Genomic DNA, 21,508 nt, shown 5'->3' on the forward strand with positions numbered 1-21,508 from the left:
TCTGCTCCCGCTCCAGCGGGCTCAACCTCGACGCCACAACCACCCCAACGAAGATCATGGAAGGGTGTTGCAACCACCGGTTGAGCCCACCCACGTAACGGAAACTGTCCAAGATCCGCTCACCGGGAGTCAGCCCCCGACGAGCCGCCACTCTTCCTCGCCGATCAAGGAGTTGTGGTGGGCGACAAAACAACCGCTATACGCCAAGTCGGGCACCACAACTCCATGATCGACGAGGGCCGAGCTACCCCTCCCGCGATCTTGCAGTTGCTGCCTCGACGTAGGGGGCAATCCGCGCATTTCGGCGACTGAAACTGCAAGATCGGCGCGGCACGGCGTATCAGGACGCCGCACGCCGAGCACGGAGATCAGGTCGCGCGCGGGTCAGGGCGCGCCCGGGTCAGGGCGCGCCCGGGTCAGGGCGCGCCCGGGTCAGGGCGCGCCCGGGTCAGGGCGCGCCCGGGTCAGGGCGCGCCCGGGTCAGGGCGCGCCCGGGTCAGGGCGCGCCCGGGTCAGGGCGCGCCCGGGTCAGGGCGCGCGGGTCAGGGCACTACGCGGATCAGGGCGCGCACGGGGGTCAGGGCGCACGGGAATCAGGGCGCGGCGGGGTCGGTGGGCGGGTCGATGACCGGCCGGCGGGACGGCCCCCACGCGACGAAGCGGTCGAACAGCTCCCGAGGGCTCGGCCGGTCGGGCGGGTCGAGCTGGTACAGGTCGTGTGCCGCCTCGTGATAGAGCCCGGCCAGGTAGACGGTCAGAGCGACCGGGTCCGCGTCGAACTCAGCCTTGAGCAGCAGCCGGGCCTTGGCGCAAGGCCATGGCCGGCCGTCGGCCCGGCAACACCACGTCGGTCGCAGCGGGGTGTGCGGCGTCCGATCGCCACGGGGTCGGGGTCGTGCGGGGTACGCCCCGAGCTGCGGCTGCGGTGGTGCGGTCATCGACGTCCACACGCGCCCCGGACGGCCGGGGTCTGGTGAGCAGCCGGTGGACGACTTCGGCGCGGACCTCGGGGGCGCGGACGGTCGGGACCGGCCGGCACAACTGGAGCTGGGCATGGGGGGGTACCTCCTCGGCTGGGGCAACGGGAGGTTCGTCATCGGGTGACGGTGCACGGGTGAGCAACCCGGCAACCCTGCAGCCCGGCAAGCCAGCAACCCGACAAGCTGGCAGCCCGGCAGCCCGCAGCCCGACAACCCGACAGCCCGGCAACCCGACAGCCCGGCAACCCGACAGCCCGGCAGCCCGACAAGCTGGCAGCCCTCCAGGGTCAGCTTGTCGGCGTCGTCATTGACGGTGATGGTGACGTGGCTACTCTGCTTCACGACGGCAGACAGACGTTCTTGGAGGTCCCTGGTGCCGCAGCACGGTCCGTCGACGGACGACCCGGACGACCCGGACGAGACCCCCGGCCCGTCGGCTGGCGCCCCGCCGGCCGGGCCGCAGCCAGCCCAGCCGCAGTCGACCGGGTCACCGCCGACCGGGTCACCGCCGACCGGGTCACCGTCGACCCGGACGTCACCGGTTCCCGCCCCGGAAGTCAACGCCGCAGAGCCAGTCAACGCCGCAGAGCCAGTCAACGCCGCAGAGCCGCCAGCCGCCCCGTCCGGGCGCTTCGGTACGCCGGGACGTCCGCTGCGCCGCGGCAGCTTCCTGGTCGGCTTCACCGGGGCGCTCGGCGTGCTGCTGGCGTACACCCTCTATCTGGGGATCCGGAACGCCGGCGGCATCCTGGTGTTGGTGTTGATCGCGCTCTTCCTGGCGATCGGCCTCAACCCGGCGGTGGTGCGGCTCCGCCGCTGGGGCGTACCGCACGGCCTGGCGGTGGCGGTGGTGGCGCTGGCCGTGGTGCTGCTGCTCTGCGGCGGCGTGGTCGCGCTGGTCCCGCCGATCGTGACCCAGTCCGGGCAGTTCATCGAACAGTTGCCCAGTTACGTCGAGGAGTTGCGCCGCAATCCGACGGTCAATGACCTGGTGGAGCGGTACGACCTGGTGGAGCGGGTGCAGGGCGCGGCCAACGCGGAGACCGTGGGTCGGGCGCTCGGCGGGGTGCTCGGCGGCGCTCAACTGATCTTCGGCACGGTGTTCCGGGCGTTGACCGTGCTGGTGTTGACCATCTACTTCCTGGCCTACTTCAACCGGCTGCGCTCGCTGGGGTACGCGCTGGTGCCCCGGTCCCGTCGGGAGCGGGTGCAGCTCATCGGTGACGAGATCCTGGCGAAGGTCGGCGCCTACATGGTTGGTGCGCTGAGCATCGCGGTGCTGGCCGGGGCGACCACCTTCGTCTTCGCGCTGATCGTCGGGCTGCCGTACCCGTTCGCGCTGGCCGTGGTGGTCGCGGTGACCGACCTGATCCCGCAGATCGGCGCCACGCTGGGCGCGGTGATCGTGAGCCTGGTCGGCTTCGCCACCGACCTGCCGACGGGCATCGCCTGCGCGGTCTTCTTCCTCGTCTACCAGCAGGTGGAGAACTACCTGATCTACCCGAAGGTGATGCGGCGGTCGGTGGAGGTCAACGAGGTGGCCGCCCTACTGGCGGCGTTGCTCGGGGTGTCCCTGCTGGGTGTGGTGGGCGCGCTGATCGCCATCCCCACGGTGGCCGCGCTGCAACTGATCCTGCGCGAGGTGGCACTCCCCCGGCAGGAGACCCGCTGAGGGCGGGTCAGTCGGCGAGTGGGCCGGGGACGGGCGTGTCGGCGAACGAGGCCACCGTCCGGTCGGCGTACGCGCTGACGTCGCCGGTCTCCATCGGGCCGTCCCAGGTCCTCGGGAGCGGCACCTCGACGGCCGGGTTCACCCGGCGGACGATCTCGTCGAGCACCGTCTCCGCGTCACCGACCCAGAGGTGCTTGGCGCCCGGCACATCGACCACCTCGGCCTGCGGCACGGCGGCGAACCGTTCCCGGGCCTCGGCCGGCCGCAGGTAGTCGTCGAACTCCGGCACCAGGGCCGTCAGCGGCCGACCCGACCCGGCCCAGGTGGCCAGGTCTTCGGGGGCCGAGAAGCGCAGTGGCGGGGAGAGCAGGATCGCCCCGGCGACCGCCGGGTCGCAGCCGTACTTCAACGCCAGGTCGGTGCCGAACGACCAGCCGACCAGCCAGATGTTCGGCAGCTCGGCGAACTCCGCGTACTCGATGGCGGCGGCCACGTCGTAGCGCTCGCCGACGGCGGTGTCGAAGGCCCCTTCGCTGGTGCCGCGCAGGCTGCTGGTCCCCCGGGTGTTGAACCGGAGCACGGCCAGGTCGGCCAGCGCGGGCAGCCGCCAGGCGGCCTTGCGGAACACGTGGCTGTCCATCATTCCGCCGTGGGTGGGCAGCGGGTGCAGGCAGACCAGCGTGGCGACCGGCGGCCGGTCGGCCGGCAGGGCCAGCTCACCGACCAGCCGTAGACCGTCGGCGGTGTGCAGCTCGATGTCCTCCCGGCGGCCGGGCAGGATCGACGACGCGCGGATCGATGTGCTCACCGCTCAAGTCTGTCGCGAAGTCGCCGTCGCCGCCCGCCCGGGCGCGAACAGGGTGATCCAGATCGCTCAGCCGTAGCGCGGGGCGCCCCGGCCGCGCTGCACCGCCGGCCCGCGCCGGTCCCGGGCCCGCCAACAGCCGCTGTGCCAGTGTCGCCGGTCGGTCAGGTCACCCAGGCCGTCGGCGGGCCAGGCCACCAGGTGGGCCACCCCGGGTCGGATCTCCTGGTCACAGCCGGGGCAACGGTACGTCTTGACCGACGCGCCCGCGCCGATCCCGCGTACCTGCCAGGCGCCGTCGGTCCACTGCTGCACCGAGGCGACCCCCTGCCGGACCCGGTCGTCGTCCAGGTTGGCGTTCTCGTCCCGGCGGGGGCGGTTGCGACGAGGGCTCACAATCACCAAGCGTACGTTCCGTCGGCCGGACCAGCCCCGGGGGCGGTCCGGCCGACGGCTGAGTTCATTCCCAGCTCTGCAGCCGCGTCGGGTCCTCGATGACCCGCGCTCCCGCCAGCACGATCGTCGCGTCCGCCTCGGTGAAGCTGGTTGGCCGGTTGTCGTCCTCCCACGGCCAGCCGAAGTCGGCGAGCACCTGCGTCCTGGGGATACCGACCAGTTCCAGCGTCGTCCCGTTCGGTGAGAGGTCAGCGGGCCGACCGGCGATGGTCCGGTTCCCCTGGGTACGGGTGCCGGCCTGGCTCGCGTACCGGTAGCGAACCCACATGTACTGGGTCTCCGCCCGCCGCACGGTGAACTCCGCGGTGATCAGCCTCGGGTACGAGTTGACGTCGACCGAGCAGGCACTGAGGGTCGCGCCCTCGGGCAGGGCGTCGAGCCGTAGTGGCGCGGCGCATCGGCGGACCTCGTCCCAGCGCAGCGCCTCGACCGCCCGCTCCAGGCCCGCCCGGTCCCCACGCAGCATGACGGCTCGGGCGTACAGGCCCGGCGCGGGACGCCACGACTTGACCAGCCCACCGGCGACGCCGGTCGTCGGCTGGAGCGTGCCGTCGAAGGTCGGCGGCCCCGGTTTGGCCACCTCGACAGAGACGCCGTCGAGGGTGAGGCCGATGGAGAACTCCGGTGTATTTCTCACCTCGACATGAACCGGTTGTCCACCCGCCACGCTGAGCCGTACCGCCTCGGACCGGTCCCCGGCGACCGCCCAGCTCAGATAGCGGGCCTTGGCGGGGTCGAGGCCGAAGTGCAGTAGTTGCGGGTCGGTGCCGACCAGAGCCGGGTCGGCGGCGGCCCCGGGCGCCCCGTCAACGCGGGCCGGCACCGGTGTGGCCTCGGTCGGCGTGGTGGCGGTCCAGGGCAGGCGGCCGGTCAGTCCGTCGAGGTCCGTCCCGGCAACCGCGACGAAGCCAAGGACGCCGACCAGAGCCAGCGCGGTGCCCGTGGCAACCCGGCGGTGCAGTTGCCGGCTGCGGCCCAGTGCCCGGGAACCCCGCAGCAGCCGGCCCGTGTCCACGTCACCCTCGGCACGCTCCCGCAGGGTCTGGATGATCCGCTGGTCGAGGTCGGTCACGGTCGGCTCCCGTTGGTCGTCGGGACGCCGTAGCGCTCCCGGAGGTTCGCGAACGCCCGCATCGCGTGGGTGCGGACGGTGACCGGCGAGCAGTCCAGGATCTGGGCGATGGTCGCGTCGTCGAGGTCCTCGTAGTAGCGCAGCACCAGCACCGCCCGCTGACGGTCGGGCAGGCTGCGGATCAACCGCCACATCTCGTCCCGGTCGGCGACCTCGCCGCCGAGGTCGCCGCGTTGCGGCCGGTCGGCGAAGGCGTCGGTGGCCAGTTCACGGCTCGACCGGCGTCGCCACCAGGAGTTGTTGGCGTTGATCAGCATCCGGCGGACGTAGACGTCCGGCCGGTCGGCCCGGGAGATCCTGCGCCAGTGCACGTACGCGCGCGCCAGCACGTCCTGGGCGAGGTCCTCGGCCCGGTGCTCGTCACCGGTGAGCAGGCGGGCCAGCCGGACGAGTGCCGGCCCGCGACTGCTGACGTACTCCTCGAAGGTCACACCTTGCAGACGCCGCGGCGCCCCTCCGGCGTTGACCCGGTCAGCGGTGCGAGTGGTCGCGGAAGCCCCGGCGGGTCTTGCGGCCCAGGTAGCCGGCGGTCACCAGGTGCTCCAGCAGCGGCGCGGGCGCGAAGCCCGGCTCGCGCAGCTCCAGGTACAGCTCCCGCTGGATGGCCAGCGAGACGTCCAGCCCGACCACGTCGAGCAGCTCGAACGGACCCATCGGGTAGCCGCAGCCCAGCTTCATCGCGTGGTCGATGTCGTCGGCCGTGGAGTAGCTGGCCTCCAGCATCCGCACGGCGTCGTTGAGATACGGGAAGAGCAGCGCGTTGACGATGAACCCGGACCGGTCACCACAGACCACGGCGGTCTTGCCCAGCGCGGCGCAGACCGCGCGGGCGGTCGCGGTGGCCTCCGCCGAGGTGCGGATGGTGCGGACGACCTCGACCAGCGGCATGACCGGCGCCGGGTTGAAGAAGTGCAGCCCTACCACGTCGGCCGGCCGGTGGGTGGCCATCGCCACGTCGATCACCGGCAGCGAGGAGGTGGTGGTGGCGAGCACGACGCCCGGCTTGCAGATCTCGTCGAGGCTGGCGAAGAGCGCCTTCTTCACGCTCAACTCCTCGACCACCGCCTCGACCACGAGGTCGACGTCGGCGAGGTGGTCGAGCGTGGCCGACCAGCTGATCCGGCCCAACGCGGCGTCCCGGTCGGCCTCGGCGAGCTTGCCACGCACCACGCCCTTGTTGAGCGAGGTCTTGACCGCCTCACAGACCGTCGCGGACTTCTCCATGCCCCGGGTCACCGAGACGACCTCGTAGCCGGCCTTCGCGAAGACCTCGATGATCCCGGTGGCCATCGTCCCGGAACCGACCACGCCGACCTTCGTGATGGCGCGCGCGCCGTCGGCGAGCGCGGTCTGCGCGGCCAGCGGCGTCGCCTCGTCCGGTACGACCACCGGTGAGCCGGGCCGCTCGTAGGTGTAGAAGCCCCGGCCGGACTTCCGGCCGAGCAGCCCCGCGGTCACCATCTGCTTGAGCAGCGGCACCGGGGCGTGCCGGCGGTCCCGCCCGCCGCGCCGGTACATGGTGTCCAGGATCTCGTACGCGGTGTCGAGGCCGATCAGGTCCATCAGCGCCAGCGGGCCCATCGGCAGGCCGCAGCCGAGCTTCATGGCGGCGTCGATGTCCTCCCGGGTCGCGTAGTGCGACTCGAACATGCCGACCGCGTGGTTGAGGTAGCCGAAGAGCAGCGCGTTGGCGATGAAGCCGGCCCGGTCGTTGATGGTGACGTCGACCTTGCCGAGCCGGGCGCAGAGCGCCTCCACGTCGGCGACCACCTCGGGTGCGGTGACCACGGTGCGGACCACCTCGACCAGCTTCATCACCGGCGCGGGGTTGAAGAAGTGGATGCCGATCACCTGGTTGGGCCGGGTGGTGGCCACTGAGATCTCGGTGACGCTCAACGACGAGGTGTTGGTGGCCAGGATGGTCTCCGGCCGGCACACCCGGTCCAGCTCCGCGAAGATCCGCTGCTTGAGGTCGAGGTGCTCGGGCACCGCCTCGATCACCAGGTCGACGGAGTGCAGCGCGTCCAGCCCGACCTCGAAGTGCACCCGCTCGTGCAGTGCGTCCCGGTCGGCCGGGACGAGCTTGCCCTTGGCCACGGCGCGGTCGGTGGAGCCGGTCAGGGTGGCCCGGCCGCGTTCCAGCGCCGGCTCGGAGATCTCGACCGCCACCACGTCGATGCCGTTGCGGGCGAAGACCTCGACGATGCCGGCACCCATGGTGCCCAGCCCCACCACACCCACGGTGCTGAACTCGCGCGCCACGACCGGCCTCCCCAGACACTCCGCACGGCCGCTGAACGGCCGGTAAGTTATGCGCGCGAGTCTGCCACGTGACGCTCGGTTGTCGAGACGCCGTGGCATATTTCACCCACGGCGCCGTCGGGTGGAGGGCCCGCGGTCAGCTCGCGGTCAGCGCCAGCAGCTCCGCGACGAACTCCGCCGGACGCTCCAGGTGTGGGCTGTGCCCGCAGCCGGGCAACACCACCTCGTGGTACGCGCCGCCGGCCGCCGCGTACCGCTCCAGGACCGCCCGGGTCTGGCCGACCATCGGCTGCGCCGGGCAGTCCGCCTCGCCCGGCCAGCCCGGCACCACGCCCAGCGACCCCAGGTACGCCAGGTCGAACAGCGAGGTGTCCGAGACGATCACGTCGGCGTCCCCGCGTACCCAGGTGACCGGTGGTTTGCCGGCGACGGCAACCAGCTCGTCGGCGAGCCGGAACCAGGTCGGCGCGAGCGCGTTGAGCACGCCGCGCTCCCCCGGGGCGGTGCCCGGCCAGTTCGCCGAGGGGGTTGCCGTGCCGGGGTAGTTGTCGTCCCCGGTGGCGGTGGAGAGCAAGCTGTCCAGCAGCAGCTCCTCGTCGGTGCCGAGCGAGGCCGGATCGGCCACATAGGTGGCCCGCAGCACGGCGCGCGGGCTGGCCGGCTCGTCCGTGCTCCGGTCACCGGCGGCCAGCCGGGCGACGAAGTCCGGGTTCGCCGTGCCGGCGCCGGTGCCGGCGAAGTCGGGGGTGGTCGGCGTGCCGGTCAGGTCGCGGGTGCCACCGAAGCCGTACGGGGAGACCGGGGCGGCCAGCAGCAGCGCGCCCACCCGGTGCGGGTGGTCGATCAGCAGTCGCATCGCCACGCCCCCGCCGAGGGAGTGCCCGACCACGACGGGCCGCGCGTCGGTGGCCGCAAAGAGCGTCGGGTCGTCCAGCAGGGCGGCGACGTCGTCGGCGAAGTCCCGCAGGCCCCGCGTGGCGTCCACCGGGGCGGTCTCGGTGTCGCCGTAGCCGCGCAGGTCGGGGGCGACCACCCGCAGCGTCGGCGGCAGCCGACGGACCAGCGGCTCCCAGAACAGCGCCGACGAGCAGTTCCCGTGGATGAGCAGCACCGGCGGGCCGTCCGGCGGCCCGGCCACCCGGACCGCCTGGGTGATGCCGTTCGCCGTCACGGTCCGCTGCTCGGTCTCCATCCGCGGGATGGTGCCACGCCCGCGGGCGGCGGTCCAGGTGTCTGGCGCCCACCCGGCGGCGGCACCCGGTGTGGCCCATCGCCGTGCGAGCCGGTCAGGGGCGCCCGTTGATCGTGGCGCGGGCGCTCGGGCCGATCGGGTTGGTGGCGAACATGTCCCGGGGTACGAGTTGGAAGCCCTGCCAGTGCACCGGCATCGGGCTCTGGTCCTCGTCCCGGGGGACGTGGTGGTAGCCGACCCGGACCCAGAGCACCGGATCGGTCAACGCCTCACCGTTGGTGTAGTCGAGGATTGTCCGGGCCTGGCACTCCGGGTCGGTGTTGAAGGTGGCGAACTTCTCGCACTCGCGGTACTGGGTGAACGTGACGTCGGGGATCGTCTCCGGGTGGGCCTCGTAGCTGTCCCCACCGGTCAGGGCCAGCTCGTACGAGCGTGGGTGCCCGTCGGCGTTGAGGCTGGTCGGGCTGGCCACCCGCCACCACCGCCGGTTGGCCACGGTGGCGGTCGCCTCGGTGGCGACCGGCGTCCGGGTGGTGGCCAGGATCGCCGAGCGCCGGCCCCGGTCACCGGTCGGCGCGGTGTCGTACTGCTCCACCCCTTCGCCGCCCTGCCCGTCCAGGTCGAAGTCGACCCGCCAGAACGCGCTGTGGTGGTGGCTGGACGCGTGGTCGCTCTCCCCCACGCCGACCGGCCACCCGTCCGTCGGCCCGGAGAAGTCGTACGGGGACAGGTCGCCGGTCGCGCCCAGACCCACCGAGATCACCCCGTCGTCGCTGAGGCGGTACTCGTTGACGTACTCGTACCAGCCCACCTTGGAGTACGTACGCAGCACCAGGTCGTCGCCCTGCTCCGAGAAGGTCTCGGCGGTCGCCTCGTCGTTGAGTCGGAACGCCGGACCGCTGCGTTCCTCGCTCACACAGAGCACCCGGTTGCCGGCCGGTCCGGCACCGGTTGCCGCCGGTCGCCGGGAACCGCCCCGGCAGTCTTCGCCGGTCAGTGTCTGCATCCGGTCGCCGCCGAAGCCGTAGGAGGTGATGTCGTTCCACTCGTTGGTGCCCGAGTCGTAGGGGACGTTGAGCTGGGCCATGGTGATCGAGCCGAGCACCCGGACGGGGGCGGTGGCGCCTCGCGCGCGGACGGCCACCTGCTCCAGCACCAGCCCGGTCTTCGCGTCGACGTGCCAGCAGAGCTGCCAGCGCGTGCCGTTCGGCAGGGTCTCCCGGACCAGCCCGGACGTGCCGCAGTCCGGTGCCGGGTCGGCGGCCCGGCCGTTTGTCGACGAGCCGAACAGCAGGGTCCCCGCGCTGGCCAGCAACAGAGCGGCCGTCGCGGCGGCCGGAACGGATCGGGGTGGGAGCAACGCTGCCTGCCTCAGCTCAGCCGGACGACCGTGCGCCCGGAAAGGTCGACGACGAGATCGGTGACGTCCACGAAGGGGCCGTCGGGGAGCTGCGTGATGAGCTGGACGCAGCGGTGCCGTCCACAGTTCGCGGCCGGCCCGCCCGCGGCCGGGGCCAGGTAGGTCTGCGCGGTCGCCACGAGCTGGGCCGGTTCGGTGAGTGGCCGGCCGGCCAGCTCCCGGTAGCGGGTGCGCAGCCGGTCCCCGAGTGGGTCGGCCAGCAACAGGTCGAGGGCCACCCGGACTTCCCGGGGCACCGCTGGGGGTTGCATCTCGGCAGCGGCGTAGCTGCCCTCCAGCCGACCAGCGGTCAGGTCGACCACCTGCTTGACCAGCCGGTCGGCGCGGTAGTCGTAGGTGAACAGCGCCGCCCGGCGGTGCCCGTCCGGCCGCCGGGCGACCAGCTCCACCGAGAGCTGCTCGCCACCCACGCCGCCGGCGACGTCCTCGGCGCCGGCGAGCGGGCCGCCGTTGCCGCCGAGGGATCGGGCCCGGTCCAGCTCGGTCGGGGTGAGCGGGTCCCGGCCGGTGCCGCTGGCCGGCGGCGGGCCGTACGACGGGTCGGACACCTGCCCGGGGCCGACCGGGTCGACGGCGCCGGCCGGGTTGGTCGCCCCGGCGGGCGAAGGCCGGGAGGACGCGCCGGCGCCCCAGGGCGCGGGCGCGAGCGCGACCAGCGCCGCGGCGGTGGCCAGGCCGGCACCCCAGCGCAGTCGGTACGCCCGCGAGGTCCACGGACTGCCCGCTGCCGGATCGGGGGTGGTGCGGGGCTCCGGGTTTCCCCGAAGCCCCGCACCGGCCGGTTCGCGGGACGTCACCGGCCTCGACGCTTGATCAGCACGAAGATGCCGGCCAGCACGAACGCGACGAGAAACAGCCCGATCGCCCAGGCCGGCCACTCGGTGCCGCCACCGCCTCCGGTTACCGCCAACCACGGCATGGCTCCTCCTTCAGGGTTTGGATCGCTGGTCAGAACTGATACTGGAGACCGGCCGAGCAGGATGCGCCGCTGGGGCTGCCGAAGCCGGCCGAGTAGTCGTCCTCGCCGGTCGAGAACGACTCGCTGACTCCGACACTGAACGACCCGAGGTTGCACTCGGCGGTCGCACTGGCACCCTCATCGACCGTTCCGGTGCTCTCCGAGTACCCAAAGGAGCCGCCCTGACCCGCGCCGAGCCCGACGACCGCCCCCGAGTCGCCCTCGTCGTCCCAGGACCAGCCAGCGCTGACGCAGACGTAGTAGCAGAGCTCGCCGCCGATCGTCTGGGTGGCGAGACCGGCGGGGTCCACGTTGGTCACCGGGTTCGCACCGGCGTACGCGTACCGGTTGCCGTTCGCCGGGTCACCGATGAGGTTGAGCCGGTCCTGCTGGGTGAACCGGCCGGTCGCCGGGTCGTACCAGCGCTTGCCCATCTTGGTGAGGTCGTCGTGCCGGAGACCGCCGGCGAAGCCCAGCGCGTTCTCCTCCACCTCGTCGGTGCCGCCACTGCTCTTCACCACGTTGCCGTACGGGTCGTACGTGTAGCTGGCGGCCACCGCCCCGTCGTGCTTGATCAGGCCGACCACCGAACCGAGGCCGTCGAGGACGTAGAACCAGTGGTGGAAGACACCGTTGGTCTTGGCGCGGAAGCCCAACGGGGTTCCCGAGCCGTCCCGCTCGACGTAGTGCCGGCTGTAGGAGCTGGGCACCGTGTAGCTCTGCACCGCTGGCTGCCCGGTGCCGTCGGCCAGGCCGTAGAAGTACCGGTGGTCGAAGTCCACGGTGTCCTTCCAGCCCAGCTCGACCTGGTCGCTACCGCTGTACTCCCACGTGATCGCCCCGCCCTTGGCGTCCTTGCCGCTGATCAGCTGCTCGGCGGCGTTGTATCCGAAGGAGCGCGTGGCCGAGCCGGTCTTCTGGTTGCCCGCGCCGTCGTAGCTGTAGCCGGAGCTGGTGATCTGGTTGGCGGCGTTGAAGGTGAGCGATTGGGTGGTCGCCCCGTCCACCTTGACGGTGCCTCGGTTGCCGTTGCTGTCGTAGGTGTACTCGTAGGTCTTGCCGTCGATGTTCGTCGCCTTGGTCAGCCGGTTGCCCTGGTCGTAGGTGTAGATGCTGACCGCGCCGGAGCGGTGGTGGTCGGTCTGCCACTGGCGCAGACCGGTGTCGTCCGTCGTGGTGGTCGAACAGGCGGCGGTGCCGACCCGCTTGGCGTAGCAGTAGGAGGCGTCGTAGACGACGTACGACTGGTCGACGCCGGAGACCTTCTGCCACCGCTTGCTGGTGGTCCGGGTGAGCCGGCCCGAACTGTCGTAGGTGTTGTGCGTCTCGGCGATGTTCGGCGGCGTCGGGGTGCCGGTGTTGACCGCGAGCCGGGTGTCGGTGCGGCGGCCGTTGTCGTCGTAGGAGAACGTGTACGTGGCCTTGTCGGCGACGAGCTTGGTGAGCAGGTTGCGGCTGTCGTACGTGTAGAAGCTGCTGCCCCGCTGGTCCTGGAGCTCGATGAGGTTGCCCACCGGGTCGTAGATGTACCACTGGGTGGCGTACCGCTCGATCAGCCGGTTCAGTCGGTCGAACGAGTAGTTCTGGTAGCCGCTGCCGTCCTCGCGGGCGTAGAGGTTGCCGGCGCCGTCGTACGTGAACTCGACCGCCACGGTCTTGTCCGAGTAGGTGATCTTGGTGACGCGGTCGTCGTCGTCGTAGTCGAAGTGGGTGCTGCGCCCCGCGCCATCCGTGATCGTGTGCAGCCGGCCGTACTCGTCGTAGGTCAGGTCGCGCTTGCCCAGCGTGGTGCCGGTCGGCGGGGTGACCGAGGTCAACTGCTTGTCGGAGTCGTACTGGTAGGTGCTCCGGTTGGTGCCGTTGTTCGGATCGGTGGTGGACTTCACCGTGCCGTCGGTGTTGTAGTCGACCTTCGCCTCGGCGGCGAGCGCGTTCTTGGTGGAGAGCCTGTTGCCGGCCCCGTTGTAGCTGAACGTGCTGCTGTTGCTCTGGCCGTCGGTCCCGCCGGACGCCTGGTAGTTGCCGAACGGGTTGCTCGGCGTGGCGACGTTGCCGTAGGTGACGCCGATGTCCGCCCCGGAGGCCGTGGCGGCGGCGGTCAGCGACTGACCGCCGTTGGCACCGTAGGTGTTGGTGCTGATGGCACCCAGCGCGTCGGTCGAGCTGGCCACGTCGTGGTACGGGGTGTACGAGGTGTCCCGGGTCTTGCCCGCCGGGTCGACGGTACGGGTGACCCGCTTGTCGCCGTTGATGGTGAACGTGGTGTGCGGAACGTCGGCGACCGCGCGCGACAGGTCCGTGTTGGCGTCCGCCACCAGCGTCTGGGTGGTCGACGGGTACGACCAACGGGTGGTGGCGCCCACCCCCGGGTCCTTCTTCTCGTCGATGACCCGCGTCAGCGAGGTCACCCGGTGCTGGCTGTCGTAGGTGACCGTGGTGACCGCGCCCGGGTCGGAGCCGTCGATGCCACTGGTGATCTTCGTGATCCGGTGCGACGAGTCGTAGCCGAAGCGGATGTCGCGCAACGTCGGGTAGCAGATCTCGGTGAGGTTGCCGTTGCCGTCGTAGGTGTACTCGACCCGCCGGGTCAGCCCACCGGAGGTCTGCTGGATCTTGCTCAGGTAGCCGTTCGTGCCGTAGCTGACGGTGACCTTACGGGCGGCGGCGGTGCCCCGGTCCGACGTCACCGTGGTCAACCGGTTCGACGCGTCGTACGCGAAGTCGGTGACGTTGCTGTTGCGGTCCTCGCTGCGGTCGAGCAGGCCGCCCGAGGTGAAGAAGTACTTCAGCCCGGACTCGTGGTCGCTCAGCTTCCAGCCGGAGCCGTCGCCGACCAGCGTGGCCTTGAACTCCTTGGGAGTGGTCCAGCCGCTGCCCGCGGGGGTGAACCGGCCGACGACCCCGTCCGGGGCGAGGTAGGTCAGCGAGTTGTCGTCGGCCTTGATCAGCTTGACGTCCACCCCGGTGCGGGTCCGCCAGCCGTAGCCGAGGGAACCCGTGGGCGCGCCGCTGCCGGTGAAGAGGCTGTTGTACGCCGACCCGAGCAGGAAGTTGCCGGAGAGGCCCGGCAGAGTCAGGTCGGTCGAACGGATCAGCAGGTTGCCGGAGCCCGTGTTGACGCCGATCTTCATCCGGTCGGTGAGGCCGAACGACGTGAACGCGGCGCTGTGCACCGGCCCGGTGCCGACCGGAACGGAGATCGGCCCGGCGAGCCGGGTCACCGGCGCGTCGGAGGTGCTGAGCACCACCCGCTTCGCGGAGCGCGGTGAGGCCGGCTGCGCGGGCGCGGAGCGAGTCTGGGCCCGCTCGGTCGGTTGCCCCTCAGGGGCAGCCGCCGCGGACACCGCGGGTGCGGTGGCCGAGACGACAACGACGGCGCAGATTGTCGCCGTAAAACGGGCAGGAGACACCAATGCCACGAAAAACCTCCCCAGGTCTGGTGGCGAAACGGGGAGAGCGTGGCATGACCATCAGTTGCCAGAGGTGAACTGTTAGCTACATTTGAATATTTAGAATAATCAGGCGGAGCGGGGCACACGAGATGATCAGTGTGCGGTATGGCACCGCGATCACCCAGGTCAGCGGCGTGCGGTCGGTGGCATGGCCAGCGGCAGGGGCAGGGTCGGCCGGATGTCGCGCCGGGATGGACCGAAGCTGAGCCCGACCGGATCGGTGTGGGCCACGCCGGGATCGAACAGGCGCAGCTCGGTGCGGCCGAGCCGGATCACGTCGCCATCGGAGAGCAGCTCCGCCTCGGTGATCCGACGGTCATTGAGCCACGTGCCGTTGGTCGAGCCGAGATCACGCAGCGACGCCCCGTCCGGGGACAGCCACACCTCCGCGTGCTGCCGACTCAGATGCGGATCGTTGATGACCACATGGCCGGTCGGCGCTCGGCCGATCACCTGAGGCTGCGCCCGTAGTCGAAAGCTCGCCCCGCGCATCGGCCCCGCGGCGACCGTCAACAGCGGCATCAGTTCCGGATGTTCCTCCATGGACAGTCAGCCCTCCCCTCACACCGTCACTCCGCGCGTCAGCTTGCCAGCAGACGGTAATCGTCAGTACCGACCAGCCGGCCAGCTCCACGTCACCTCCCGGCCATGTTCTGTTCGACGGTTCGGGCGATCGAGGCTCGGTCCGGGCTCCTGACCTGCCCTGATCAACGAATGGCCGGGCGGGTCAGATTTCGGTCTCACCGGTCAAATTGCGGCCTACCGGCGAGTAATCCTCAGGTCTAGACTTCCGCCATGACGGCTGTACATGTCCCGGGCACCCCGCTCATCGAGGCGGGCCAACTGGTCTCCACCAGCCCGGCCACCGGTGTCGAGGCTGGTCGCCTCCCGGTCGCCACCGAAGCCGACGTCCGGCAGGCCGTGGAGCGCGCCCGCGCCGCCGGCGAATGGTGGGCCGGGTTGGGCTTCACCGGCCGCCGTGAGCGGCTGCTGCGCTGGCGCGCCCTGCTCGCCAAGCGGATCGAGCAGCTCGCCGAGCTGGTGCACGTCGAGGGCGGCAAGCCCGTCGCCGACGCCATCGTCGAAGTCGTCACCGCGATCGAGCACATCGACTGGGCGGCCCGCAACGCCGCCCGGGTGCTCGGCCCGCGCCGGGTGCGTTCCCGGCTCATCCTCGCCGAGTTCTCCGCGCACCTCGAATACCAGCCGCACGGCGTGGTCGGCGTGATCGGGCCGTGGAACTATCCGGTCTTCACCCCGATCGGCTCGGCCGCGTACGCGCTGGCCGCGGGCAACGCCGTGGTGCTCAAGCCGAGCGAATACACGCCTGTCGTCGGCCAGTGGCTGGTGGACAGCTTCGCCGAGGTGGTGCCCGAGCAGCCCGTGTTCACCGCCGTGCACGGGTTGGGCGACGTGGGTGCGGCACTGTGCCGGTCCGGCGTGCAGAAGCTCGCCTTCACCGGCTCCACGGCGACCGCCCGGAAGGTGATGGCCGCCTGCGCCGAGACCCTGACCCCGGTGCTCATCGAGGGCGGCGGTAAGGACGCCATGATCGTCGACAGCGACGCCGACCTGGACGCCGCCGCCGAGGCGTGCGTGTGGGGCGGCATGACCAACGCCGGCCAGACCTGCATCGGCATCGAGCGGGTGTACGCCGTCGATCCGGTCTTCGACGCCTTCGTCGACAAGGTGGTGGCCCGGGCGGGCCGGCTGACCGTCGGGCCGGAGGGCGCCGACATCGGCCCGATCACCATGCCCGGTCAGCTCGACGTGATCCGTCGGCACATCGACGCCGCCGTCAGCTCCGGCGGGCGCGCGGTGCTCGGCGGCCCGGAGGCCGTGCAACCCCCGTACGTGCACCCGACGATCCTGGTCGACGTTCCGGAGGAGTCGGCCGCCGTCCGCGAGGAGACCTTCGGGCCGACGCTGACCATCAGCCGGGTCCGCGACGCCGACGAGGCCGTGGCCAAGGCCAACGCGCTGCCGTACGGCCTGGGTGGTTCGGTCTTCGGCCGGCGGCGTGCGGTGACCATCGCCCGGCGGCTGCGCACCGGAATGGCGTCGGTCAACTCCACGCTGACCTTCGCCGGCATGTCCACGCTGCCGTTCGGCGGCGTGGGCGACTCCGGCTTCGGGCGGATCCACGGCGAGGACGGGCTGCGCGAATTCGGCCGGGCCAAGGCGATCACGCGTCGACGGGCCCGATCGCTGCTGCCGTCGATGACCTTCGAACGCACCCCGGCCGACGTGGCCCGACTCGTCAAGGCCATCAAGATGATGTACGGGAGGTAGTTGTCGGATAACCGATCTCCGGCGGGGATCAGCGTATCCACATGTTTGTTTAGCGTACCCACGGCGGTACATTACGTTAAATGGGCCCCAATCGATTGCGCTACCGCCTTGTCGACAGCGACCAGTCGTGGGCCGCTCGGCGGCGCCGTCGTCGCTCGGACTGGCTGGCGCGCACGTTTCCCGAGATCGGGGACATGCACGTCGTCGACCTCGGCGGCCGGCTCGGCACCTGGCACCGCGCCACCGTCCGACCGGCCCGGGTGACCGTGGTCAACCTGGAGCAGCCGCCCGCCGCCGTCCCCGAGTGGGCCCGGGTCGAACGGGCCGACGCCTGCGACCTGCCGGCGCACCTCGTCAAGGGCGACTACGATCTGGTCTTTTCCAACTCGGTGCTAGAGCACGTGGGCGGGCACGAACGCCGGCTGCGACTCGCCGACGCCGTGCACTCGCTTGCCGACCGGCACTGGGTGCAGACGCCCTACCGCTACTTCCCCATCGAGCCGCACTGGATCGCGCCCGGAATGCAGTTCCTGCCCGTCCGGCTGCGCACCGCGCTCGCCCGGCGCTGGCCACTCGGCCACAAGCCGACCCGCAGCCACGACGCCGCCATCCATCAGGTGCTCTGGACCGAATTGCTGGACCGCTCACAGATGCGCTACTACTTCCCCGACTCGCGAATGCTGATCGAGCGGGTGCTCGGCCTGCCGAAGTCGCTGATCGCGGTGCGGACCGAGGTGTGAGCAGATCAGAAGAGGGTCAGCTCGTCCTTCTCGATGCCGCGCAGCTTGTCGTAGTTGACGACCACGCAGCGAATGCCGCGGTCGGCGGCGAGCACCCGGGCCTGCGGCTTGATCTCCTGCGCGGCGAAGACCCCGGCGACCGGGGCCAGTAGCGGGTCGCGGTTCATCAACTCGAGATAGCGGGTGAGCTGCTCCACCCCGTCGATCTCACCGCGCCGCTTGACCTCGACGGCGACCGAGCCGGAGTTGGCGTCCCGGCAGAGCAGGTCCACCGGGCCGATCGCCGTCATGTACTCGCGGCGGACCAGCGTGTACCCCTCGCCCAACGCGCCCGGGTTGGCTGCCAGCAACTCCTGGAGGTGCGCCTCCACCCCGTCCTTGCGCAGGCCAGGATCGACGCCCAGCTCGTAGGAGGTGTCCTGGAAGATCTCCTCCAGGGTGATCCGCAGCTCCTCGCCGGCCTTGTTGACCACCCGCCACACGCCGGGGGCCTCCTCCAGCCGACACGGCGGGCTCATCCAGTTCAACGGCTTGTACGCACGGTCGTCGGCATGGATGGACACCGACCCGTCCGCCTTCACCATCAACAACCGGGTGGCCAACGGCAGGTGCGCCGAGAGTCGTCCGACATAGTCCACCGAGCACTTCGCAATGACCAACCGCACCCGACGAGGGTAGCGGAGCACCGACCGACCGCCACCGAGCGGCACTGGCGCGTCGGTGCCATGCTGAGATCGTGCTCGAAGTTCTCACCGGTTCCGGCCTCGCCGCGTCAGCAGGGCTGAATGCCTACATCCCCCTGCTCACCCTCGGTCTACTCGCCCGCTACACCGACCTGATCGACCTGCCCAGTGGCTGGACGTGGCTCGGCAACGGGTGGGTCGTCGTCATCCTGGCCGCGCTTCTCGCCGTCGAGATGGTGGCGGACAAGGTCCCGGTGGTCGACCACGTCAACGACGTGGTGCAGACCGTGGTCCGGCCCACCGCCGGCGGCCTGGCCTTCGGCGCCGGCTCGTCGTCGGAGACGGTGACGGTCAGCGACCCGGAGAGCTTCTTCTCCACCCACCAGTGGGTGCCGGTGGTCACCGGTGTCCTGCTCGCGCTGGGCGTACACCTGCTCAAATCCGCCGCGCGGCCGGTCATCAACGCGACCACCGCCGGGTTCGGCGCCCCGGTGGCCAGCACCGCCGAGGACGCCACCAGCGTGCTGGTCTCCCTCGCGGCGATCATCCTGCCGATCCTGGTGCTCGCCTTCCTGCTCGGCCTGGTGGTGTTCGTCTTCTGGTTCGTCCGCCGACGCTCCGAACGTCGCCGGGAACGCGAGGCCGCCCGCGCCGCCGGCTTCCGCGTCTGACAATTTCCCGGGGTACGACGGGACGGGCCTCCCCCTCTGGTCCGTACCGCCGTACGACCCGGCTGCGCTCAGCGCCAGGTGGCGTCGCAGGCCTTCTTCGTCGAGCCGTCGTAGGTGCAGGCCCGGGCCGTCAGATTCCTCGTGGGGTACCGCGCCTTCGACCAGGAGGCCGCCGAGGTCCCGCCGTCCGCGGAGTTGGTGTCGCTCAGATAGTTCCGGTAGTGCAACTCGGTGTCTCCGTCGACGTTGTACCGGATCTGGAGCACCGCCCGATACCCGTCCGGCGCGGTGTCCTGGATGAAGCCGCGGACCCAGACCTCGGTACCGCGCCAACAGATCTCGGTGTCGCCGTACGCACCGTAGATGAGGCTCTGGGCGAGCCGACACGTGCCGCTCTTGGCGCCCACCTCGTACCACTCGTCAACGGCCTGGGCCGCCGTGGTGGTCGCGGCGAGGCTCACCCCCGTGAGCGCGGCGATGGTCGCGGCGCGACCAGCCCAACGCGCCACTCCGGTCCTTGTCGCCATCGTGCACCTCCTCCTGCCCGGTCCGGCGTCGGTCGCCGAACCACAGCGAGGACGCTACGGACGCGACGTCAACCGAGCGTCCGGCAGGAGATTGACGTTCGTGGAAACCTTGGCGGTAGCGGCGCGGGTGTCGACCGACCACGGGACGTAGTGCTGCCGTCGGTCGTCGTACAACCAGGGTGGTAGGCCGGAAGCCCATCGTGGTCTGACGACCCAGGCCCGGAGCTGGGCTACCGTGCGCGCATGCTCGCTCAACCGGCAAGGTGGCCGGCCTCCCTGCGGCGCCTCGTCGGTCGCCATCCGCTACTCGTGGACGGGCTGCTGGCCGCCGCGACGGTGGCCGTCAGCCTGGCGCTGGGCGGCCAGCAGCCACCGGCCGGGCTCCGACCGATGGACCTGCTGGGTTATCTCCTGACCGGCCTGCTCGGTGCGCTGCTGGTGGCACGGCAACGGGCGCCCACGGCGGTGCTGGTGCTCTACTGCGGCGTCTGGGCCGGCTACATCGGCCTCGGCTACTGGCCGGTGGTGAACAGCCCCGGCATGCTGCTGGCGCTCTACACGGTCGCCGCGAAACGCCGGGTCCGCACGGCGGTCGCGGCCGCGGTGCTCGGCGCCGCCGTCTGGGTGTACGCCGGTCACGAGACCCCGCTGGTCGCCGTCGTCCAGGGCGTGGTCTGGACCGCCGTGATCGTGTGGATCGGGTACGGCGCCGGGCAGCTTGCCGCCAGCAATCAGCGGCTCGCCCGACTGGCCCAACAACTGGCGTACGAGCAGGAACAGCGGGCCCGTCGCGCGGTGGTCGAGGAGCGGGTCCGCATCGCCCGGGAGCTGCACGACGTGGTCGCGCACCACATGTCGGTCATCTCGGTGCAGGCGGGGCTGGCCCGGTACGTGCTGGTGACCGACCCGGAGACCGCTCGGGCCGCGCTGGGTACGGTGCTGGACACCAGCGGCGAGGCGTTGGACGAGTTACGCCGACTGCTGTCCCTCCTGCGGTTGAACGCCGACGGCACCGGCGAGGAGAGTGGGTCGTACGCCCCGGCGCCCGGGCTGGGCCAGCTCGACGAGCTGGTGCAGCGGGTTCGGACCGCCGGTGTGCAGGTCGAGGTGACGAGCAGTGGCGCCGTACGCCCGCTGCCGCCCGGCGTCGACCTCTGTGCCTACCGGGTGATCCAGGAGGGTCTGACCAATGTGCTCAAACACGCCCCGAACGCTGTGGCGACCGTTCTGCTGCAGTTCGGCCACGACCGGCTGACCGCCCGGGTCTGGGACGACGGCACGCCGAGCCCGCACGGGAGCGGTGGTGCCGACGGGCATGGCCTGCTCGGCATGCGGGAACGCGCGCACCTCTACGGCGGCACGCTCACCGCCGGCACACGCCCGGACGGCGGCTTCGAGGTCGTCCTCACCCTGCCGATACCTGCGATGGTGGACGGGGAGCGCCCCACACCCGGGAGGGACGTCACGTGATCACAGTGCTCGTCGTGGACGATCAGGTTCTCATCAGCGCCGGCCTCGCGGCGCTCATCAGTGCCGCTCCCGGCCTGGAGGTGGTCGGCCAAGCGGCCAACGGTCACGAGGCGGTGGCGCTGGCGGCGAGCACCCGACCGGACGTCATCCTGATGGACATCCGAATGCCCGGGCTCGACGGGGTCCGAGCGACCGAGCGGATCCTCGCCGCAGCCAGCGGCACACCGCCGCGGATCCTCATCCTCACGACCTTCGACCTGGACGAGTACGTCTACGCCGCGCTCCGCGCCGGCGCGAGTGGCTTCCTGTTGAAGGAGACTCCGCCGCAGCGGTTGCTCGCCGCCATCCAGACCGTCGCCGAGGGCGAGTTGCTGTTCGCGCCGACGGTGACCCGGCGGCTCATCGAGGCGTACACCCGTGGCGAACGGGACCGGGCCGGCGTGGCACCCGACCTGAGTCCGCTGACCGCCCGGGAGCTGGAGGTGCTACGGCTGGTCGCCAGGGGGATGACGAACGCCGAGATCGCCAACAACCTGGTCCTCAGCGAAGCGACGGTCAAGACCCACATCAACCGGACCATGACCAAGCTGAACCTGTGCAGCCGCGCTCAGGCGGTGGTTGCCGCGTACGAGGCAGGCCTGGTCACGCCGGCCTGCCGCCCCCGGTCCAGATGACATGATGCCGCTGGCCGGCGCCCGGTGTTTCGGGTGCCGGCCAGCGGTGGGTTCGTTCTGGGGTCAGCTGTTCCAGTGCTGGGCGACGAGGTCGGCGGCCTGCTGCTCCCACTGGGCGTAGG

Annotated in this window: 20 protein-coding genes; 6 read left to right on the forward strand and 14 right to left on the reverse strand. The window is 71.1% G+C overall.

The genetic code is table 11. From position 1 onward, the window contains the following. Nucleotides 1-593: 593 nt before the first annotated feature. Nucleotides 594-938, reverse strand: a complete 345-nt coding sequence (locus V6V47_RS31440) for a hypothetical protein (RefSeq protein ID WP_334632183.1) — start codon at nt 936-938, stop codon at nt 594-596. Nucleotides 939-1,353: 415 nt separating this feature from the next. On the opposite strand from V6V47_RS31440, the gene V6V47_RS31445 reads away from it, so the two are divergent. Further along, nucleotides 1,354-2,652: an AI-2E family transporter gene (locus tag V6V47_RS31445; RefSeq protein ID WP_334632185.1), complete on the forward strand. Its 1,299-nt coding sequence runs from the start codon at nt 1,354-1,356 to the stop codon at nt 2,650-2,652. A 7-nt stretch (nt 2,653-2,659) separates the two neighbouring features. Here the strand turns inward: V6V47_RS31445 and V6V47_RS31450 are convergent, their stop codons facing one another. From V6V47_RS31450 to V6V47_RS31500, 11 genes are all read right to left on the reverse strand, one after another. Then, the gene (locus tag V6V47_RS31450; RefSeq protein WP_334632186.1) at nt 2,660-3,460 is read right to left on the reverse strand and encodes an alpha/beta hydrolase; all 801 of its coding nucleotides are present in this window, start codon (nt 3,458-3,460) and stop codon (nt 2,660-2,662) included. A 66-nt stretch (nt 3,461-3,526) separates the two neighbouring features. Continuing rightward, complete coding sequence (locus V6V47_RS31455; protein WP_334632187.1) at nt 3,527-3,853, reverse strand: hypothetical protein; 327 nt, start codon at nt 3,851-3,853, stop codon at nt 3,527-3,529. 64 nt (nt 3,854-3,917) lie between these two features. Then, nucleotides 3,918-4,985 (reverse strand): hypothetical protein, encoded by a 1,068-nt coding sequence (locus V6V47_RS31460; RefSeq protein ID WP_334632189.1) that lies wholly within the window; start codon nt 4,983-4,985, stop codon nt 3,918-3,920. Then, nucleotides 4,982-5,476: a SigE family RNA polymerase sigma factor gene (locus tag V6V47_RS31465; RefSeq protein ID WP_334632191.1), complete on the reverse strand. Its 495-nt coding sequence runs from the start codon at nt 5,474-5,476 to the stop codon at nt 4,982-4,984. The genes V6V47_RS31460 and V6V47_RS31465 overlap by 4 nt, the downstream gene beginning before the upstream one ends. A 40-nt stretch (nt 5,477-5,516) precedes the next feature. Next, a complete protein-coding gene (locus tag V6V47_RS31470; protein ID WP_334632193.1) occupies nt 5,517-7,307 on the reverse strand; it encodes a 3-hydroxyacyl-CoA dehydrogenase family protein in 1,791 nt (596 codons plus the stop codon). A gap of 136 nt (nt 7,308-7,443) precedes the next feature. Further along, on the reverse strand, nt 7,444-8,499 hold the full coding sequence (locus V6V47_RS31475) for an alpha/beta fold hydrolase (protein WP_334632194.1): 1,056 nt from the start codon (nt 8,497-8,499) through the stop codon (nt 7,444-7,446). A 94-nt stretch (nt 8,500-8,593) separates the two neighbouring features. Then, nucleotides 8,594-9,859 carry a copper amine oxidase gene (locus V6V47_RS31480; RefSeq protein WP_334632196.1) on the reverse strand — a complete coding sequence of 422 codons (1,266 nt, stop codon included), beginning with the start codon at nt 9,857-9,859 and terminating at the stop codon, nt 8,594-8,596. 11 nt (nt 9,860-9,870) lie between these two features. After that, nucleotides 9,871-10,716 carry a hypothetical protein gene (locus V6V47_RS31485; protein WP_334632197.1) on the reverse strand — a complete coding sequence of 282 codons (846 nt, stop codon included), beginning with the start codon at nt 10,714-10,716 and terminating at the stop codon, nt 9,871-9,873. Further along, the gene (locus V6V47_RS31490; protein WP_334632199.1) at nt 10,713-10,838 is read right to left on the reverse strand and encodes a hypothetical protein; all 126 of its coding nucleotides are present in this window, start codon (nt 10,836-10,838) and stop codon (nt 10,713-10,715) included. The genes V6V47_RS31485 and V6V47_RS31490 overlap by 4 nt, the downstream gene beginning before the upstream one ends. A 29-nt stretch (nt 10,839-10,867) precedes the next feature. Next, the gene (locus V6V47_RS31495) at nt 10,868-14,122 is read right to left on the reverse strand and encodes an RHS repeat-associated core domain-containing protein (RefSeq protein ID WP_334632200.1); all 3,255 of its coding nucleotides are present in this window, start codon (nt 14,120-14,122) and stop codon (nt 10,868-10,870) included. A gap of 333 nt (nt 14,123-14,455) precedes the next feature. Further along, nucleotides 14,456-14,872, reverse strand: coding sequence for an FHA domain-containing protein (locus V6V47_RS31500; RefSeq protein WP_334632201.1), 417 nt, complete (start codon nt 14,870-14,872; stop codon nt 14,456-14,458). Nucleotides 14,873-15,124: 252 nt separating this feature from the next. Here V6V47_RS31500 and V6V47_RS31505 point away from each other — a divergent pair, with 252 nt between their 5' ends. After that, entirely contained in the window at nt 15,125-16,621 is a 1,497-nt protein-coding gene (locus V6V47_RS31505; protein WP_334632202.1) for an aldehyde dehydrogenase family protein, read from the forward strand. Nucleotides 16,622-16,701: 80 nt separating this feature from the next. Further along, complete coding sequence (locus V6V47_RS31510) at nt 16,702-17,361, forward strand: class I SAM-dependent methyltransferase (protein WP_334632203.1); 660 nt, start codon at nt 16,702-16,704, stop codon at nt 17,359-17,361. A gap of 5 nt (nt 17,362-17,366) precedes the next feature. Here the strand turns inward: V6V47_RS31510 and nucS are convergent, their stop codons facing one another. Continuing rightward, nucleotides 17,367-18,026 carry an endonuclease NucS gene (gene nucS, locus V6V47_RS31515; RefSeq protein ID WP_334632204.1) on the reverse strand — a complete coding sequence of 220 codons (660 nt, stop codon included), beginning with the start codon at nt 18,024-18,026 and terminating at the stop codon, nt 17,367-17,369. 71 nt (nt 18,027-18,097) lie between these two features. On the opposite strand from nucS, the gene V6V47_RS31520 reads away from it, so the two are divergent. Further along, entirely contained in the window at nt 18,098-18,715 is a 618-nt protein-coding gene (locus V6V47_RS31520) for a DUF4126 domain-containing protein (RefSeq protein ID WP_334632205.1), read from the forward strand. A gap of 68 nt (nt 18,716-18,783) precedes the next feature. Here the strand turns inward: V6V47_RS31520 and V6V47_RS31525 are convergent, their stop codons facing one another. Continuing rightward, the gene (locus V6V47_RS31525) at nt 18,784-19,242 is read right to left on the reverse strand and encodes a hypothetical protein (RefSeq protein ID WP_334632206.1); all 459 of its coding nucleotides are present in this window, start codon (nt 19,240-19,242) and stop codon (nt 18,784-18,786) included. A gap of 243 nt (nt 19,243-19,485) precedes the next feature. Here V6V47_RS31525 and V6V47_RS31530 point away from each other — a divergent pair, with 243 nt between their 5' ends. Together V6V47_RS31530 and V6V47_RS31535 are read left to right on the forward strand one after the other, a co-directional pair. After that, nucleotides 19,486-20,712, forward strand: coding sequence for a sensor histidine kinase (locus tag V6V47_RS31530; protein ID WP_334632207.1), 1,227 nt, complete (start codon nt 19,486-19,488; stop codon nt 20,710-20,712). A gap of 5 nt (nt 20,713-20,717) precedes the next feature. Further along, nucleotides 20,718-21,386 (forward strand): response regulator transcription factor, encoded by a 669-nt coding sequence (locus V6V47_RS31535; protein ID WP_334632208.1) that lies wholly within the window; start codon nt 20,718-20,720, stop codon nt 21,384-21,386. Nucleotides 21,387-21,508 lie beyond the last annotated feature (122 nt).

Source organism: Micromonospora sp. CPCC 205539, assembly GCF_036906815.1.
Taxonomy (GTDB): domain Bacteria; phylum Actinomycetota; class Actinomycetes; order Mycobacteriales; family Micromonosporaceae; genus Micromonospora.